The sequence below is a fragment of the Mycobacterium sp. ITM-2016-00317 genome (genome assembly GCF_002968295.1).
Taxonomy (GTDB): Bacteria; Actinomycetota; Actinomycetes; order Mycobacteriales; family Mycobacteriaceae; genus Mycobacterium.
The window spans coordinates 1,546,188-1,563,418 of record NZ_CP134399.1 but is presented as its reverse complement, the minus strand read 5'-3'; the positions used below and the strand labels follow the sequence as shown (position 1 = coordinate 1,563,418).

Annotated in this window: 13 protein-coding genes and 1 pseudogene; 4 read left to right on the top strand and 10 right to left on the bottom strand. The window is 68.8% G+C overall.

The window, feature by feature from the left end:
* Positions 1–18: 18 nt before the first annotated feature.
* From aroA to C6A87_RS07465, 3 genes are all read left to right on the top strand, one after another.
* Positions 19–1,350: a 3-phosphoshikimate 1-carboxyvinyltransferase gene (gene aroA, locus C6A87_RS07475; RefSeq protein ID WP_311116659.1), complete on the top strand. Its 1,332-nt coding sequence runs from the start codon at positions 19–21 to the stop codon at positions 1,348–1,350.
* A gap of 5 nt (positions 1,351–1,355) precedes the next feature.
* Entirely contained in the window at positions 1,356–2,336 is a 981-nt protein-coding gene (rsgA, locus tag C6A87_RS07470) for a ribosome small subunit-dependent GTPase A (RefSeq protein ID WP_311116658.1), read from the top strand.
* An 80-nt stretch (positions 2,337–2,416) separates the two neighbouring features.
* Positions 2,417–3,265 carry an aldo/keto reductase gene (locus tag C6A87_RS07465; protein WP_311116657.1) on the top strand — a complete coding sequence of 283 codons (849 nt, stop codon included), beginning with the start codon at positions 2,417–2,419 and terminating at the stop codon, positions 3,263–3,265.
* Positions 3,266–3,339: 74 nt separating this feature from the next.
* Here C6A87_RS07465 and C6A87_RS07460 read toward each other — a convergent pair whose 3' ends face one another.
* The 5 genes from C6A87_RS07460 to C6A87_RS07440 form a co-directional block, all read right to left on the bottom strand.
* The gene (locus C6A87_RS07460; protein WP_311116656.1) at positions 3,340–4,593 is read right to left on the bottom strand and encodes a fatty acid desaturase; all 1,254 of its coding nucleotides are present in this window, start codon (positions 4,591–4,593) and stop codon (positions 3,340–3,342) included.
* Between the two features lie 68 nt (positions 4,594–4,661).
* The gene (locus tag C6A87_RS07455) at positions 4,662–5,801 is read right to left on the bottom strand and encodes a ferredoxin reductase (RefSeq protein WP_311116655.1); all 1,140 of its coding nucleotides are present in this window, start codon (positions 5,799–5,801) and stop codon (positions 4,662–4,664) included.
* A gap of 93 nt (positions 5,802–5,894) precedes the next feature.
* Entirely contained in the window at positions 5,895–6,368 is a 474-nt protein-coding gene (locus C6A87_RS07450) for a DUF6912 family protein (protein WP_311117847.1), read from the bottom strand.
* A 65-nt stretch (positions 6,369–6,433) separates the two neighbouring features.
* The gene (locus C6A87_RS07445; protein ID WP_311116654.1) at positions 6,434–8,176 is read right to left on the bottom strand and encodes a BCCT family transporter; all 1,743 of its coding nucleotides are present in this window, start codon (positions 8,174–8,176) and stop codon (positions 6,434–6,436) included.
* A gap of 59 nt (positions 8,177–8,235) precedes the next feature.
* Positions 8,236–9,645: a wax ester/triacylglycerol synthase family O-acyltransferase gene (locus C6A87_RS07440; RefSeq protein ID WP_311116653.1), complete on the bottom strand. Its 1,410-nt coding sequence runs from the start codon at positions 9,643–9,645 to the stop codon at positions 8,236–8,238.
* A gap of 168 nt (positions 9,646–9,813) precedes the next feature.
* Here C6A87_RS07440 and C6A87_RS07435 point away from each other — a divergent pair, with 168 nt between their 5' ends.
* Positions 9,814–10,341 (top strand): Rv3235 family protein, encoded by a 528-nt coding sequence (locus tag C6A87_RS07435; protein ID WP_311116652.1) that lies wholly within the window; start codon positions 9,814–9,816, stop codon positions 10,339–10,341.
* Here the strand turns inward: C6A87_RS07435 and secA are convergent, their stop codons facing one another.
* The 5 genes and pseudogenes from secA to lpqB all read right to left on the bottom strand — a co-directional run bounded on the left by secA (position 10,342) and on the right by lpqB (position 17,230).
* Positions 10,342–13,146: a preprotein translocase subunit SecA gene (gene secA, locus C6A87_RS07430; protein WP_311116651.1), complete on the bottom strand. Its 2,805-nt coding sequence runs from the start codon at positions 13,144–13,146 to the stop codon at positions 10,342–10,344.
* A gap of 150 nt (positions 13,147–13,296) precedes the next feature.
* Positions 13,297–14,004 carry a ribosome hibernation-promoting factor, HPF/YfiA family gene (hpf, locus tag C6A87_RS07425; RefSeq protein ID WP_311116650.1) on the bottom strand — a complete coding sequence of 236 codons (708 nt, stop codon included), beginning with the start codon at positions 14,002–14,004 and terminating at the stop codon, positions 13,297–13,299.
* Positions 14,005–14,293: 289 nt separating this feature from the next.
* Positions 14,294–14,919, bottom strand: a pseudogene (locus C6A87_RS07420) (ComF family protein).
* A 109-nt stretch (positions 14,920–15,028) separates the two neighbouring features.
* Entirely contained in the window at positions 15,029–15,424 is a 396-nt protein-coding gene (locus C6A87_RS07415) for a Rieske (2Fe-2S) protein (protein ID WP_311116649.1), read from the bottom strand.
* A 57-nt stretch (positions 15,425–15,481) separates the two neighbouring features.
* Positions 15,482–17,230 carry an MtrAB system accessory lipoprotein LpqB gene (gene lpqB, locus C6A87_RS07410; protein ID WP_396837076.1) on the bottom strand — a complete coding sequence of 583 codons (1,749 nt, stop codon included), beginning with the start codon at positions 17,228–17,230 and terminating at the stop codon, positions 15,482–15,484.
* Position 17,231: the final 1 nt, after the last annotated feature.

Genomic DNA, 17,231 nt, shown 5'->3' with positions numbered 1-17,231 from the left:
GATCCGCGACAGGGAACAATGAACCTGATGAGTACCTGGCATGCACCGTCGACGGCGACACCCATCCATGCGACGGTCACCGTGCCCGGCTCGAAATCGCAGACCAACAGGGCTCTCGTCCTGGCCGCGCTCGCGGTGCCGCAGGGCGCCTCGACGATCGGCGGAGCGCTGCGCAGCCGCGACACCGACCTGATGATCGCGGCGCTGCGGGACCTCGGGGTGTCGGTGGAATCCGACGACAGCGACCGCTGCAAGTTGACGGTCAGCGGCGCGCTCGCCCCGCAGGACGGTGCCCGCATCGACTGCGGCCTGGCAGGCACGGTCCTGCGCTTCCTGCCGCCGGTGGCGGCGCTGACCACCGAGACCGTCACGTTCGACGGCGACGAGCAGGCCCGCTCGCGGCCGATCGCGCCACTGCTGGACGCGCTGCGCGGGCTGGGGGTGCAGGTCGACGGCGACGGTCTGCCGTTCGCGGTGCGCGGGTCCGGTTCGGTGCGCGGGGGCACGGTCGAGATCGACGCGTCCGGGTCGTCGCAGTTCGTGTCGGGTCTGCTGCTGTCCGGCGCGGCGTTCACCGAGGGTCTGACCGTGGTGCACACCGGCGGCGCGGTGCCGTCGGCGCCGCACATCGCGATGACGGTGTCGATGCTGCGCGACGCCGGTGTCGAGGTCGACGACTCCACCGCAGGCCGGTGGCGGGTGGCCCCGGGCCGGGTCGAGGCCAGGCGCTGGGTCATCGAACCCGACCTGTCCAACGCGGTGCCGTTCCTGGCTGCCGCGGTGATCAGCGGCGGCACGGTGCGCATGATGGGCTGGCCGGCCGTCAGCATCCAGCCCGCCGACACCATCCGGACCATCCTGGCCGGCTTCGGCGCCGAAGTGCGGCAAGGGGATTCCTACCTCGAACTGCAGGGCGCGACGAACTACGGCGGCATCGACATCGACCTGCGCGAGGTCGGCGAACTTGCCCCGTCGGTCGCCGCGATGGCCGCGCTGGCCACTCCGGGCTCGGTGTCGCGGTTGCGCGGCATCGCGCATCTGCGCGGCCACGAGACCGACCGGCTGGCGGCGCTGAGCGCCGAGCTCAACCGCATCGGCGGCCGGTGCGAGGAGACCGAGGACGGTCTGGAGATCACCGCGACGCAGATGCACGGCGGTGTGTGGCAGTCCTACGCCGACCACCGGATGGCCACCGCGGGCGCCATCATCGGCCTGCGGGTGCCCGGCGTCGAGGTCGAGGACATCGGCACCACTGCCAAGACGCTGCCGGACTTCCCGCAGATGTGGGCCGAGATGCTGGCCGGCCAGACCGACCTGCAGGACGGCGCTCCGCAGGCGGGGAGGACATAGCGGCGTTGAGCAAGCGCGAATACGACGAGTCTGACGTCCGGATCCGCCCCGGACGCGGCTCGCGGCCGCGCACCAAGACCAGGCCCGAGCACGCCGACGCCGAGCAGGCCATGGTCGTCACCGTCGACCGGGGCCGCTGGGGGTGCGTGCTCGGCGGTGATCCCGCCCGCCGGGTGACCGCGATGCGCGCCCGCGAACTGGGTCGCACCCCGATCGTGGTCGGCGACGAGGTCGACGTCGTCGGCGACCTGTCGGGCCGCACCGACACGCTGGCCCGCATCGTGCGTCGCGGTGAACGCCGAACGGTGTTGCGCCGCACCGCCGATGACACCGATCCGACCGAGCGGGTGTTCGTCGCCAACGCCGATCAGCTGCTGATCGTGGTCGCGCTGGCCGATCCGCCGCCGCGCACCGGCCTGGTCGAGCGCACGCTGATCGCGGCCTACGCCGGCGGGCTGGTGCCGATCCTGTGCCTGACCAAGACCGATCTCGCGCCGGCCGAGCCGTTCGCCGAGCAGTTCCGCGACCTGGACCTGATCATCACCACCGCGGGTCGCGACGATCCGCTCGAGTCGGTCGGTTCGCTGCTGACCGGCAAGGTCACCGCACTGCTGGGCCACTCCGGGGTCGGCAAGTCCACGCTGGTGAATCGCCTTGTGCCGGAGGCGTTCCGGCCCACCGGCGCGGTCACCGATGTGGGCCGGGGGCGGCACACCTCCACCCAGTCGATCGCACTGCCCCTGCGGCAGGGCGGCTGGGTCATCGACACCCCCGGCATCCGGTCGTTCGGCCTGGCCCACATCGCACCCGACGACGTCGTGATGGCGTTCTCCGACCTGGCCGACGCGATCGAGGAATGCCCGCGCGGCTGCGGACACATGGGGCCGCCCGCCGATCCCGAGTGCGCTCTGGACACGCTGGCCGGCGCGGCGGAGGGTCGGGTGCATGCCGCCCGCAGGTTGCTGGCCGCGCTGAGGGAAGGCTGACGTCCCCGCCGCGGGTGGGGAATGGTGTTTGTAGCGCACGTCGGCCGGGCACGCTGTCCGGCGGAAGAGGAGGAAATATCTTGAGCAACACACCCACGATTGAATTGAACGACGGTGCCCGCATCCCGCAGCTGGGCTTCGGCGTGTACCAGATCCCGCCGGACGACACGGCCGAGGCGGTCAAGTCGGCACTGGAGATCGGCTACCGCCACATCGACACCGCCGAGATGTACCAGAACGAGAAGGGCGTCGGTCAGGGCATCCGCGACTCCGGCATCGACCGCTCCGAGGTGTTCGTCACCAGCAAGCTCAACAACGGATTCCACGAGCCCGACGACGCCCGGCGCGCGTTCGACGCCACGCTGAAGGCGCTGGAGTTCGACTACGTCGACCTGTTCCTGATCCACTGGCCGCTGCCCACGTTGTACGACGGCGACTACGTGTCGACGTGGAAGACGTTGGAGGAGTTCAAGAAGGACGGCCGCGCCCGCAGTATCGGCGTGTCCAACTTCCAGGTGGCACACCTGCAGCGGCTCGCCGACGAGACCGGCACCGTGCCCGCGGTCAACCAGATCGAGGTGCACCCGTACTTCGCCAACGACGAGGTGCGCGCCTACGGCCGCGAGCACGGCATCGCCACCGAAGCGTGGTCCCCGATCGCGCAGGGCCAGGTGCTCAGCGACCCGGTCGTCACCCGCATCGCCGAGACCCTCGGCAAGACACCCGCCCAGGTGGTGCTGCGCTGGCACATCCAGCGCGGTGACATCGTGTTCCCGAAATCGGTGACGCTGCAACGCATCAAGGACAACTTCGCGCTGTTCGACTTCGGCCTCGGCGACGAGGATTTCGCGGCGATCTCGGGCCTGGACAAGGGCGAGGCCGGCCGTATCGGACCGAACCCCGACACCTTCGACTACATCCCGAGCTAGCCGTCCCGAGCTGGTCACAGACACAGAATCGCCCGCTATCAACCGATAGCGGGCGATTCCGTTCGTTCGTCAGATCAGGCGGCCAGATCCTGCTGGGCGATCGCGGCCTTCGCAGCGACCTTGGCGCGCCGGCGAGACCGCACCGCGGCGATGGCCGACTTCAGCCCGCGCCGCTCCGACGGATCCAGCTCGGCGAACATCCGCTCGCTGCGGGTCTCCGGAGCGTCGTCGGCCGTGTCGCGCAGGAACTTGTCCGGCAGCGACAGTTTCGCGATCGTGCGCCACGACTTGCCGTACTGCGCCAGGAAGGACCCGGTGGTGTAGGGCAGGTCGTACCGATCGCAGATCTCGCGGACCCGCAACGAGATCTCGTAGAGACGGTTGCTCGGCAGATCCGGGTACAGGTGATGCTCGATCTGCTGGCTCAGATTGCCACTCATGAAGCGCAGCAGCGGGCCGCCCTCGAAGTTCGCACTGCCCAGCATCTGACGCAGGTACCACTGGCCCCGCGACTCCCCCACCATGTCGGTTTTGGTGAACTTCTCTGCACCGTCCGGGAAGTGGCCGCAGAAGATCACCGCGTTGGCCCAGACGTTGCGGATGACGTTGGCGACCGCGTTGGCCGTCAGCGTCGACTTGAACGTCGCACCGGGCGACAGGGACGTGATCGCGGGGTACGCGACGTAGTCCTTGACCACCTGCTGGCCGGCCTTGACGCCGAATTCCTTGACGCGGCCCAGTGTTTCCTTGCGGTCATCGCGGTTCTTGAAGATCTTGCCGAGCTCCAGATGCTGCAACCCGACGCCCCACTCGAAGCCGACGGCCAGCAAGGTGTTGAAGAACAGGTTGGCCAGGTTCATCGGGGTCCAGCGCTGATCACGCGTGACGCGGATGACGCCGTAGCCCACGTCGTCGTCCATCCCGAGGATGTTCGTGTACTTGTGGTGCATGAAGTTGTGGGTGAACCGCCAGTGCTTGGACGCCCCGCTCATGTCCCACTCCCACGATGAGGAGTGGATCTCGGGATCGTTCATCCAATCCCACTGACCGTGCATGACGTTGTGGCCGATCTCCATGTTCTCGATGATCTTGGCCACGCCCAGCGTCGCGGTTCCCGCCCACCAGAACTTGCGCTTCGCGCTGCCCGCCAGCATCAGCCAGGCCACCTCCAGCGCACGCTGGGTGGCGATGGTGCGGCGGATGTAGCGCGCATCGCGCTCGCCGCGGGAGTCTTCGATTTCCTGACGGATCGCATCCAGTTCGCGTCCGAGATTCTCGATGTCTTTCTCGGTCAAATGCGTGAATTCAGGTACGTCGGTGATTGCCATACTCCGCCTCCTCTCGGCTACCTACGCTATCGTAACCTACGTACCCGTAGGTTACCGGTCAGTAAACCTTAGACGTCGAGCACGCAGTCGCCGGATGCCGCCGACACGCAGGTCTGCACCCGGGTGCCCGGCTCGTGTTCGACGCCGGTGCGCAGGTCGCGGACGTGCCCGTCTAGCAGGCCGACCACGCACGACTGGCAGATCCCCATCCGGCAGCCGAACGGCATCTGGATTCCGGCGGCCTCGCCGGCGTCCATCAACGACGTCGCACCGTCGATCGTGGCGCTCTTGCCCGACCGGGAGAACGCGACGGTTCCGCCGCTGGCGTGCGCGGCACGGGTGACCGCGAACCGCTCCTGATGCAGGTGATCGGCGATCCCGGCCGACGTCCATGTCCGCTGCGCGGATTCCAGCATGGCCTCCGGCCCGCAGGCCCAGGTCTGGCGTTCCCGCCAGTCCGGGACGACCTCGTCGAGACGGTCCATGTCGAGCCGGCCTTCGGTGCGGGTAGCCCGCACGCGCAGCCGGTAACCCTCGTGGCGGTCCGCCAGCTCGGCCAGTTCGGCGCCGAACATCACGTCGTCCGCGGTCGGCGACGAGTGCACGTGCTCCACGTCGGTGATCTGGCCGCGGCGCGCCAGCGTGCGCAACATCGACATCACCGGGGTGATCCCCGACCCTGCGGTCAGGAACAGCACCGCGGGCGGCGCCGGGTCGGGCATCACGAAGTTGCCCTGCGGGGCGGCCAGCCGCACGATCGTGCCGGGTGCGACGCCGCCGACGAGGTGCGTCGACAGGAAACCTTCGGGCATCGCCTTGACCGTGATGGTGATCGTGCGTGAGCCCTTGCTGGTGATCGGGCTGCTGGTCAGCGAGTACGAGCGCCAGCGCCACCGCCCGTCGACCAGAAGTCCGATCCCGATGTACTGGCCGGCCTCGTAGTCGAAGGAGAATCCCCACCCCGGCTTGATGACCAGCGTGGCTGAGTCGACGGTCTCGCGGTGCACCTCAAGCACGCGGCCGCGCAGCTCGCGCGCCGACCACAGCGGATTGGCCAGCTGAAGGTAGTCGTCGGGCAGCAGCGGCGTGGTGATGCGTCCGGCGATGGTGCGCAGCAGGTGCCAGCCCGGCTTTTCTTTGGCTCCGGCGATGGTGGGCCGGATGGTGTCGGCGACTCGGGCGGTGTTCTTGATCGTGTTCTTGGCCATGACTCCCACTTGGCTTGCGGTGGCTGCGGGTGACTTACCCGGCAACGCGACGCGTGAACCTACGGTACCGTAACTTACGCCACCGTATCCAGGTCAGAGCAGTTCGAGCAGGAACGGGAACTCCTGCGGCGCGTACCACGCCAAGTCGTGGTCCTGCGCATCGCCGACGGTCAACTCGGCGTCCTCGTCCCCCAGGTCGGCATCGTCGATCACCGCCATCGCGGCCTGTACGGCGGGCTCCGCCGCGGACGTGTCGACGTAGGCGGCGATCACCCGGCCCAGCGCGACGGTGCCCGAGATGCGCACCACGGCGTCGTCCAGATCGGGCCGCACGGTGACGGCGTCGTCGTCGAGATCGGCCTCCACGACCACCCGCCGCGTCGGCAGCCCTTCGCCGCCCTCGTCGTCGAGAATGCGCAGCGACGCCAGCGCGGCCTCCCGCAGCGCGACGTCGGCGAGTTCGTCCTCGTCGCCTTCTGCGTAGGCCTCCCGAAGCGCAGGGGTCACCGCGAACGCGGTCCCGTTGACCGGGCGCAGGGCCTCGTCGGCGACCAGACGCTGGAGCATGGCCAACGTTGCAGGGACATAGACACGCACGGACTGAGGGTAGCCGCCCCGGCCGGGCTCCCCCGTCAGCGCGAGGCGCTCGGCTCGTCGTCGTCGGCGTTCGGGTCCTTCTCCACCGAGATCACGAAGTCGTCGCCGTGCTGGGTCACCCCGGCGATCACCGCGCTGTTGACGGCCTCGGCGGCGTATTCGCGCCGGACGATCTTCGGGTCGTGGCGCAGATCCCTGACCAGTGCCACCGCCAGGCCGACCATCACGAGCACGAACGGCAGCGCCGCGATGATCGTGATCGTCTGTAGTCCGGTCAGCGCGTCCTCGCCGCCGACGAGCAACATCACCGCGGCGACGGCGCCGGTGGCCAAGCCCCAGAACACGACGGTGGCGCGGCTGGGTCTGATCGTGCCGCGCTGCGACAGCGAGCCCATCACGATCGATGCCGCGTCCGCGCCGGAGACGAAGAAGATCGCGACCAGGATCATCACCACCACGCTGGCGATCGTCGCGATCGGAAACTGCTCCAGCAGCGTGAACAGCTGCGCCTCCACCCCGCCCTCGCCGGCCAGGTCGGTACCGCTCTGCTGCACGTTGATCGCCGCGCCGCCGAACACCGCGAACCAGACCAGCGACACCACGCTCGGCACCAACAGCACCCCGGCGACGAACTGGCGGATGGTCCGGCCGCGCGAGATCCGCGCGATGAACATCCCGACGAACGGCGTCCACGACACCCACCAGGCCCAGTAGAAGATGGTCCAGGACTGCAGCCACGCGTTCACGTCGGGGCCCTCGGCGCCGGTGCGCGCCGACATCATGTTCAGGTCGGCGAAGTAACTGCCCAGCGTGGTGGGCAGCAGGTTCAGGATGAACACCGTCGGGCCGACCACGAACACGAACAACGCCAGCGCGAGGGCCAGGACCATGTTGATGTTGGACAGCCACTGGATGCCCCGAGCCACCCCGGACACCGCCGACAGCACGAAACACAGTGTCAGCACGGTGATGATGACGACGAGGATCGTGTTACCCGTCTCCCCGATGCCGCCGACGATCTGCAACCCGCTGCGAATCTGCAACGCGCCCAGGCCCAGCGAGGCCGCCGACCCGAACAGCGTGGCGAAGATCGCCAGCATGTCGATGACCTTGCCCCACGGGCCGTTGACGCGGGGGCCCAACAGCGGCTCGAACGCCGCGCTGATCAACTGCAGACGTCCCTTGCGGTACACGCCGTAGGCGATGGCCAGCCCGACCACGGCGTAGATGGCCCACGGGTGCAGGCTCCAGTGGAACAGCGTGGTGGCCATCGCGGTCTGCACGGCGTCGGGGTTGCCCTCGGGCCCGGTGCCGGGAGGCGGAGTTGTGAAGTGCGCCAACGGCTCGGCGACGCCGAAGAACATCAGCCCGATGCCCATGCCGGCGCTGAACATCATCGCCACCCATGAGATCCCGTTGAACTCGGGCGGTTCGTCGTCACGGCCCAGCGGGATGGTGCCGTAGCGGCCCAGCGCCAGGTAGAGCACGAAGACGACGAAGCCGGTGCTGGTGAGCACGAACAGCCATCCGGTGTTGTCCATCACCCAGGTCAGCGCCGCGCTCGACGCACTGGCCAGTGTCTCGGTGCTCAGGAAGCCCCACATCAGGAAGCTGATCGCGATGACGGCGGTGACGCCGAAGACCACCCAGTCGATGCTGCGCCGCCGGGTGATCCGCTCTTCCGGGACAGGCACCTCCAGCACCGGGTGCGTGATGGGCCCGGTGTCGCTGTCGACGGACGGAATGACGGTCGCCTGGTGCTCGGAGAAGTCAGCCATTGCAGCCCATTCGACCCCGGCGGAGTGGTTCCGTCAATTCCAACGGCGCCACGATCGGGTCACCGTGCGGCTTCTACCAGTTCATCGAGGCTGTCGCGGAGCAGGCCTTGCAGCACGTCGACGTCGCTCATCGCGTCCCGGTCGGCGTTGATGCCGAAGTACAGCATCCCGTTGTAGGAGGTGACGCCGATGGCCAGCGTCTGGTTGTGCAGCAGCGGCGGCACCGCGTAGGTCTCCAGCAGTTTGGTGCCGGCGATGTACATCTGATTCTGGGCGCCGGGGGCGTTGGTGATCAGCAGGTTGAACAGCCGCGCCGAGAAGCTCGTCGCGACCCGGATGGCCATGGCGTGCAACGTGGGCGGCGCGAAACCCGACAGCGTGATGATGGTGCGGGCGTCGACGAGGCTCGGCGCGGTCGGATGCGTTTCGGTGGCATGCGCGATCTGGGACAGCCGGACCACCGGATTCGCTTCTCCCACAGGGAGATCCACCAGGAACGGAGCCACTTCACCGATCGCCTGGCCGGGACTGGTGGAGTCGATGTCAGCGTCCGGGTACACCGGCATCGGCGCCATCGCGCGCACGGTCGTCGTCGCGCGCACCGGTTCCCCGCGCGAGAGCAGCCAGTTGCGCAGCGCCCCGGCCACCACCGCGAGCACCACGTCGTTGACGTCGCAGTCGTAGCGGGCACGCACGACGCGGAACTCGTCGAGGCTGGCCGAGGCCACCGCGAAGCGCCGGTTCCGGGACACCGTGGTGTTCAGCGGGCTGCTCGGGGCGGCGCCGCGGGCGACGGTGCGGACGATCTCGGCGCCGCGGCGTCCGAGCTCGACCAGCCGGCTGGTGTTGGTGACCGCCTCGACCACCGTCGAACGCACCGCGGCGGCCTGGGCGGTGGGCCGCATGACCCATTCGCCGAGCGCGCCGAGCAGCAGTTGCCGATCGCTGGGCTCGCGCGCGGGAATCCAGATGTCCTCGCCGAATTCGGGCGGTTTCTGGGTCCGGTCGGCGATCACGTGCCCGATCTCCAGCGCGGTCATGCCGTTGACGAGCGCCTGATGGGATTTCGTGTAGATCGCGAGGCGGTTCTTGGCCAGCCCCTCGACGAGGTACATCTCCCACAGCGGCCGGGACTTGTCCAGCGGCCGCGAACCGAGCCGGGCCACCAGTTCGTGCAGCTGGGCGTCGCTGCCCGGGGACGGCAGCGCCGAACGTCGGATGTGATAGGTGATGTCGAAGTCGCGGTCGTCGATCCACACCGGCCTGGCCAGCTCGAAAGCGACCTCCCGCACCTTCTGCCGGTACCGCGGGATCTGCGGCAGCCGCTGCTCCACCGTGGCCAGCAGCGTCTCGTAACTCAGCCCGTTACGGGGCTTGCGCAGGATCTGCAGCGTGCCGACATACATGGGTGTGGACGTGTTCTCCAGTCGGTAGAACGACGCATCCGCCGCCGACAACCTCGTCACCATGTGCGGCGTCGCCCCCTCTGCTCACCTCGTCATCGGTCGGTCTCTGCCACGGTATCGGCATAGTCCGGGGTCGCGCACAACAGCTGCTCTGAGGTGCCGGTCAGCCGTGCGAGCATTGAGCGGTCTGCAACTCTCCGGCAGATCCACCTCGATCCCTGGAGAGTCCGCATGCCCGCATCCCGCACCGCACCCGATCTCGCGCCGTCAGCCCCGGGGTGGAAGACCTCGCCGGTCGTCGACTACGAACCTCACCCCCAGCCGCTGACGGCCGGGCCGCCGAAGCCGTGTCCCGTCCCGTCCGGAGAGGCGTTGCACCGCACCGGGTTACGGCCGCTGCGGGCGCACCGGCCACCGGCGCTGCCGCAGGAGCAGCCGCCACCGCGGTCGGCGGTGACGTTCGCCGAGACCGCGCTGCGTCAGGTCATCGAGGTGATCGACCGGCGCAGACCGGTGGCCCAGCTGCGTCCGCTGATGACTCCGCTGCTGATCGACTGCGTGATCGCCCGGGCCGCGGCGCCGCGCACCGGTAGTGCCACGCTGCGGCGGGTGCGGGTCCGGTCGGCAGGCACCGACGCCGAGGTGACGGCCGCGGAGGTGTTCGCGTCGTTCACCCGCAGCGGCCGGGTGCACGCCGTCGCGGGACGCATCGAGCGGCACCGCGACGGCTGGCGGCTGGTGGCGCTGCAGATCGGCTGATCAGCGGCGCTTGGCGTGCTTACCGGTCTTCTGCTGGCGGGCGGCTTCGCGGCGCTCCTTGCGGCTGCCGCCGTTCGACGGCGCGCCACCGGAGCGCTTGACCTCGACGCCGCCGTCCTCGGACGGACCGGAGTAGGTCAGCGGCTGGGCCTTCTCGTCGAGTCCCTTGGCCCGTACGCCTGCTGCCGGCGGGACGGGACGCTCCTTGGTGGCCACCCCGCCCTGCTGCGCGGCGGCGGCGGCGAACTCGGCCAGCCCGCTGGGTGTGGGTTGCGCGGCGACCGTGGCCGGGGCCGGGGCCCGTTCGACCTGGACGTTGAACAGGAAGCCGACCGACTCCTCCTTCATGCCCTCGAGCATCGCGACGAACATGTCGTAGCCCTCGCGCGCGTACTCGACCTCGGGCCGCTGCTGGGCCAGGCCGCGCAGGCCGATGCCCTCACGCAGGTAGTCCATCTCGTAGAGGTGCTCGCGCCACTTGCGGTCGAGCACGTTGAGCAGCACGTTGCGTTCCAGCTGCCGCATGGCGCCCTCGCCGGCGATCTCCTCGATCTCGCGTTCGCGTTCGGCGTAGGCCCGCTCGGCATCGCCGATCAACGCCTGGAGCAGCTCTTCGCGGGTCAGCTCGCCGGGCTCGCCGACGGCGTCGGAGTCGATCAGGTCGTGGTGGTCGATGCTCACCGGGTAGAGCTGCTTGAGCCCTTCCCACAGCTTCTCCAGGTCCCAGTCCTCGGAGTAGCCCTCGGAGGTGGCGCCGTCGACGTAGGCGGTGATCACGTCGACCAGGATCTTGTGGGCCTGCTCGGCGAGGTTCTCACCCTCCAGGATGCGGCGGCGCTCGGCGTAGATCACCTTGCGCTGCTGGTTCATCACCTCGTCGTACTTCAGAACTTCCTTGCGGATGTCGAAGTTCTGCTGCTCGACCTGGGTCTGGGCGCTCTTGATGGCCCGCGAGACCATCTTGGCCTCGATCGGCACGTCGTCGGGCAGGTTGAGCCGGGTCAGCAGCGTCTCCAGCGTGGCGCCGTTGAAGCGGCGCATCAGCTCGTCGGCCAGCGACAGGTAGAAGCGGGACTCGCCCGGGTCGCCCTGGCGGCCGGAGCGGCCGCGCAGCTGGTTGTCGATGCGGCGCGACTCGTGACGCTCGGTGCCGAGCACGTACAGGCCGCCGGCGGCGATCACTTCCTCGGCTTCGGCGGCCACCTGCTCCTTGATGCTCGGCAGCTCTTCGTGCCAGGCCTTCTCGTACTCGTCGGGGGTCTCGACAGGGTCGAGGCCACGCTGGCGCAGGCGCCGGTCCAGCAGGTAGTCGACGTTGCCGCCGAGCACGATGTCGGTGCCACGGCCGGCCATGTTGGTGGCCACGGTGATCGCGCCGCGCAGGCCGGCCTCGGCGATGATGCCGGCCTCCTGCTCGTGGAACTTCGCGTTCAGCACGTTGTGCGGGATGCGGCGCTTCTCGAACTGCCGGGACAGGAACTCCGAGCGCTCCACGCTGGTGGTGCCGATCAGGACCGGCTGGCCCTTTTCGTAGCGCTCGGCCACGTCGTCGACGACGGCGATGAACTTGGCTTCCTCGGTCTTGTAGATGAGGTCGGACTGATCGGTGCGGACCATCGGGCGGTTGGTCGGGATCGGCACCACCCCGAGCTTGTAGATCTCGTGCAGCTCGGCGGCCTCGGTCTCGGCGGTGCCGGTCATGCCGGCCAGCTTGTCGTAGAGGCGGAAGTAGTTCTGCAGCGTGATCGTGGCGACGGTCTGGTTCTCGGCCTTGATCTCGACGTGTTCCTTGGCCTCGATCGCCTGGTGCAGACCCTCGTTGTAGCGGCGGCCGATCAGCACGCGGCCGGTGAAGTCGTCGACGATCAGCACTTCGCCGTTGCGGACGATGTAGTGCTTGTCGCGCTCGAACAGCTCCTTGGCCTTGATGGCGTTGTTCAGGTAGCTGATCAGCGGCGAGTTGGCGGCCTCGTAGAGATTCTCGATGCCCAGCTGGTCCTCGACGAACTCGACGCCGATCTCGTTGATGCCGACGACCCGCTTCTTGATGTCCACTTCGTAGTGGAGGTCTTTCTCCATCAGCGGCGCCAGCCGGGCGAACTCGGTGTACCAGTTCGATCCGCCGTCGGCCTGCCCGGAGATGATCAGCGGGGTGCGGGCCTCGTCGATCAGGATGGAGTCGACCTCGTCGACGATCGCGAAGTTGTGGCCGCGCTGGACGCAGTCCTCGAGACGCAGCGCCATGTTGTCGCGCAGGTAGTCGAAGCCGAACTCGTTGTTGGTGCCGTAGGTGATGTCGGCGTTGTAGGCGGTGCGGCGCTGGTCCGGGGTCATCTGCGACAGGATCACGCCGACGTCCAGGCCCAGGAAGCGGTGCACGCGGCCCATCTGCTCGGCGTCGCGTTTGGCCAGGTAGTCGTTGACCGTGACGATGTGCATGCCCTTGCCGGACAGCGCGTTGAGGTAGGCGGGCAGCACGGCGGTCAGGGTCTTGCCCTCACCGGTCTTCATCTCCGCGACGTTGCCGAAGTGCAGCGCGGCGCCGCCCATCACCTGGACGTCGAAGTGGCGCTGGTTGAGCACCCGCCAGGCCGCCTCGCGGGCGACGGCGAACGCCTCGGGCAGCAGGTCGTCGAGGTCCTCGTTGCCGGCGGCCAGCCGGGCACGGAACTCGTCGGTCTTTGCCCGCAGTTCGGCGTCGGAGAGCTTCTCCATGTCGTCGGACAGGGTGTTGACATAGTCAGCCACCCCCTTGAGGCGCTTGACCATGCGGCCCTCGCCGATACGGAGCAACTTCGACAGCACGCTGAATACCCTTTTTCCTCGCCGGATGCGTTTCGCAAATAGACGGACACCATCGTAGGTGACGCAGCGAAAATGCTGGTCGGGCGTGCCCGTGCCGTGACCTTTGAACACGAAATCCCCCGGGACCGGAGTCCCGGGGGATTCGCTTGGTCAGGAGGGTTGAGCGAGCTTGATCAAGCCGTAGTCGAAGGCGTGGCGCCGGTAGACCACACAGGGCCGGTCGCTTTCCTTGTCGTGGAACAGGAAGAAGTCGTGACCCACCAGTTCCATCTCGTAGAGGGCGTCGTCGACGGTCATCGGGGTGCCCGGGTGCTCCTTGACGCGCACGATGCGGCCCGGTTCGTGTTCGTCGACGTTCCCGGCGAGCCCTGTCTCGGGTTCCGCGGCGTCTTGGGCGGGCGGGGCGAACGCACCTTCCAGGTGATCGAGCGAGCAGGCCTCTCGCAACGACCGGGGGGTCTTGTCGCCGTAGTGGACCTTGCGCCGGTCCTTGCCCTTACGCAGCCGGGCCTCGAGTTTGCTCACGGCGGCTTCCAGCGCGGCGTAGAAACTGTCGGCGCAGGCCTCGCCGCGCACCACGGGCCCGCGGCCCTTGGCGGTGATCTCGACGTGCTGGCAGTTCTTGCGCTGGCGGCGGTTCTTCTCGTGATCGAGTTCGACGTCGAACAGGTAGATGGTGCGGTCGAATCTCTCCAATCGAGACAACTTCTCGGCGACATAGGCACGGAAGTGATCTGGCACCTCGACGTTGCGCCCGGTCACCACCACCTCAGCGTCTGGAGTCGCGTCGGACGCCCCGACCGCATGGTCGGGGTCGATCAAAATCGTGCTGTCGGCATCCACGGAATGACTTGACATACTTGGCAACTCGATTCTCTCGCGATTCGCACGCCCCCTGCGTGCCCTACTGAACAGATATCGCACCGGTAGGGCTTGTTCGGACGCGCCACTCGCCGGTGCCAGGTGTCGACTACTCACCTCCTACCGCTGACGCGATACCGGCGTCTCACTGCTGAGCGCCGCCGTGAAATGTTCACGGATGGTTGGTGCCGACGGTAGTCGCTGTTCACCGGACGTGCCACTAATTCGTTCTTTGTGTTGTCAGTTCTTCATGCCCGATTGACCCGGGGGTAACAGGCTGCGCGGGTCACGCGTTCGCCACTGCGAGCACAGCAACAACGTCGGCCCCAGTGGTTTGCAGGACCCGGACCGATTCCGCTGCGGTGGCGCCGGTGGTGACGACGTCGTCGACCACCATGACGGGTCCGTGGACGGCTCCGGTCAGACGCACCCGGCCGGCCACGTTGCGCTGTCTGCCTGCGAGAGCCCGACGGAGTCGCGGGTGAACGCCGCGAAGCGCAGCACGGGCGCCACGCCGACGCCTGGCAGATCGGCCGCCGCGGTGCGGGCGATCCGGGTGACCGGGTCCCCGCCGCGGCGCCGGGCCGACGAGCGCCGGGTCGGCGCCGGCACCAGGGTCAGCGGAACCTCGAGCACGCCCCAGGTCAGCAGGTGCTCGGTCGCGTCGCGCAGGGCCGCCGCCAGGGGCTGCCGCAGATCGGCGCGGCCCCGCTCCTTGAGCGCGACGATGGCTTTGCGGCGCGCTCCGGCGTAGCGCCCCAGCGACAGCACCGGCACGCCGGGATCGACGCGCGGGGTCACCAGGTGCGGTTCGTCGGGCTTGACGGTCAGGTCGCGCGCGCAGCCCTCACACCACGCGGTCGCGACGGCGTCGCACCCGCCGCACTGCAGCGGAAGCACCAGATCGAGCACGCGGTCAGTGTCGCTCCGGCATCTGACATGCTCTGCGAGCGTGCAGCCACGGTCGTGAAACGCCGGCGATCGCGACCGTGGTTTCACGCTCGCGGTGCCGGCGGCCCGGTCAGCCCTTGACGATCGAATCCCCTTGCACCCGAACGGGCACCGACGGCAGCGGCCTCTCGGCCGGGCCGTTCACCACCGCGCCGTCCAGGTTGAAGCGGCTGCCGTGGCAGGGGCAGTTGATCGTCCCGTCGGCGATCTTGTCGATCAGGCATCCGGTGTGGGTGCACACCGCCGAGAAGCCCTTGTACTCCCCCGCCACCGGCTGGGTCACCACCACGTCGCCGACGATGACGCCCGATCCGACGGGCACGTCGGCGGTCGAGGTGAGCGTGTCTCCCTGCGCAGACGAACCTTCGGAACCGGACCCTGATTTCGAACACGCGGCCACCACTGCGGCAACGAGGCCGATCCCCGCCCCGGCGAGCACTGCTTTGCGCGGAATCTCCACCGACATACCGAACCTCTCCGTCGAGCCGATCGCCGGCGGGCTGCGCCGGCGACACGTGTGGGGTCAGCCGGGCAGCACCGGCACCGCGCCGGCCGTCATCAGCGGCCGCACTTCACTCCAGCTGGGGTCTTCGGCGACCGAGCCGGACAGCAGCAACACCCCGCGTCCGTCGGCGACATAGACCGCCGACGGGCTGGCGGCCACGGTGGTGACGGGCATCAGCAGGTTGCGGCTGGGCCCGTCGGAGTTCACGCCGTCGAGGTTGACGTAGGACACCGGATGCTGCGGGTCGGTGCGGGTGACGACGATGTCGTCGCCGGTGCGCCAGGACAGCGACAGCGCGGTGTCCCCCAGCCCGTATCCCAGCCGTCGCGGGTAGGTCAGCGCGTAGCCGCCGCCCGGGGTCTGCTCGACACCGGCCAGCACGACACGGCCCTCGATCACCATCGCCGCGCGGGTACCGTCGCGCGACAACTGCAGTTCGGCGATGCCGCCGGGGAAGCGGGTCAGCACGGCGGTGGCGTCGACGGGGATGCGGGCGGGCTGGCCGGACGCGTCCTGGATGACGCGCACGACGTTGTTGCCGTCGACGACCACCCAGATCGCGTCGTCGAGCGACCAGCTGGGCCGGCTCAGGCTGCGGGCGTCCAGGGCTTGGCTGGCGTTGCCGCCGAGCGGTCCCACCCACAGCGAGGACGCCATGTCGGGGGCGCCGGGGCGCAGCGTGACGATCGAGGAGACCTCCTGACCGGTCCGCGACAGCGCCGCGGCGGTCTGCCCGGGCATCTGCCCGAACGGTCCGGCGACGCGGGGCGCGCGCTCACCGTCGAGGCGCACCAGCGATCCCCCGACCAGTGCGTGCAGTCCGGCGGCCGCGCCGTCGGCCGCACCGGGATCGGTCGCGGCGACGTCGGCGGTGTCCCAGCCGTCGGCGAACCGGTCGTCGAGTGCGGCACCGTCGGCGTTGATCACGTACGGGCCGTTGATGCCGGAGCGGGACAGCGTCCAGATCAGCTGTGCGGCAAGCAGTTGCCTGCTGTGCGGATCGGTCGTCGACAGGTTCTCCAGGTCGATGCGGGCACCGCCGTAGCCGCGGCCGATGCCGGTTTTGCCGCCGTCGGCGCGGGTCACCGGTCCGCGCAGCCGCATCGGCGGACCGAGCAGGTTGCGCACCGTCCGGTCCATCTCCGGTCGCGGGCCGGCGATCAGCTTGCTCACCAATTCCGTGGCCAGCTGGTCGGGTTCGGACACCACGAGGTACCGCGGGTCGGGGACGACGGTCTTGCCGGTGGGGTCGGCGAAGTACAGCGTGTGCCGTTTGTAGGTGGACTGGAACTGCTGCCAGTCCAGGAACACCCCGTTGGGCAGGCGGTCGATGCGCCACCCGCCTGGGGTCTTGACCAGTTCGATCGGTCCGGGGTCGGGCAGTGCGCCCGCACCGGTCTCGAAGACGCCCATGTCCGACAGCGACCCGAGGATGTCGGCCCGCATGGTGACCTCGACCCGTTCGGGTGAGCGGGTTTCGACGAAGACGACGTTGTCGATCAGCAGCGCGCTGCCGGCGTCGTCCCAGGTGCTGGATGCGGATTCGGTGAGGAACTGACGCGCCGCCAGGTGTCGGTTCGCCGGATCGGCGGTGGCCTTGAGGAACTCGCGCAGCAGCACGTCCGGGTCCATGCCGGGAGTGGGTTTGGGCAGGCTCGGCGGTGCGGGCCGGTCCACGGTGCCGATGGCCTGCGGCGACGAGGAACTGGGCACCCCGGCACATCCGACGAGAAGAACCATCAGCACGCTGAGCCACAGTGCGGCCAGG

Coding starts and splice junctions, on each gene's coding strand:
- C6A87_RS07440 (WP_311116653.1), bottom strand. CDS start 9,645: ATGGTGACGAGGTTGTCGGCGGCGGATGCGTCGTTCTACCGACTGGAG.
- aroA (WP_311116659.1), top strand. CDS start 19: ATGAACCTGATGAGTACCTGGCATGCACCGTCGACGGCGACACCCATC.
- C6A87_RS07460 (WP_311116656.1), bottom strand. CDS start 4,593: ATGGCAATCACCGACGTACCTGAATTCACGCATTTGACCGAGAAAGAC.
- C6A87_RS07445 (WP_311116654.1), bottom strand. CDS start 8,176: ATGGCTGACTTCTCCGAGCACCAGGCGACCGTCATTCCGTCCGTCGAC.
- C6A87_RS07435 (WP_311116652.1), top strand. CDS start 9,814: ATGCCCGCATCCCGCACCGCACCCGATCTCGCGCCGTCAGCCCCGGGG.
- C6A87_RS07415 (WP_311116649.1), bottom strand. CDS start 15,424: ATGTCGGTGGAGATTCCGCGCAAAGCAGTGCTCGCCGGGGCGGGGATC.
- C6A87_RS07455 (WP_311116655.1), bottom strand. CDS start 5,801: ATGGCCAAGAACACGATCAAGAACACCGCCCGAGTCGCCGACACCATC.
- hpf (WP_311116650.1), bottom strand. CDS start 14,004: ATGTCAAGTCATTCCGTGGATGCCGACAGCACGATTTTGATCGACCCC.
- C6A87_RS07450 (WP_311117847.1), bottom strand. CDS start 6,368: ATGCTCCAGCGTCTGGTCGCCGACGAGGCCCTGCGCCCGGTCAACGGG.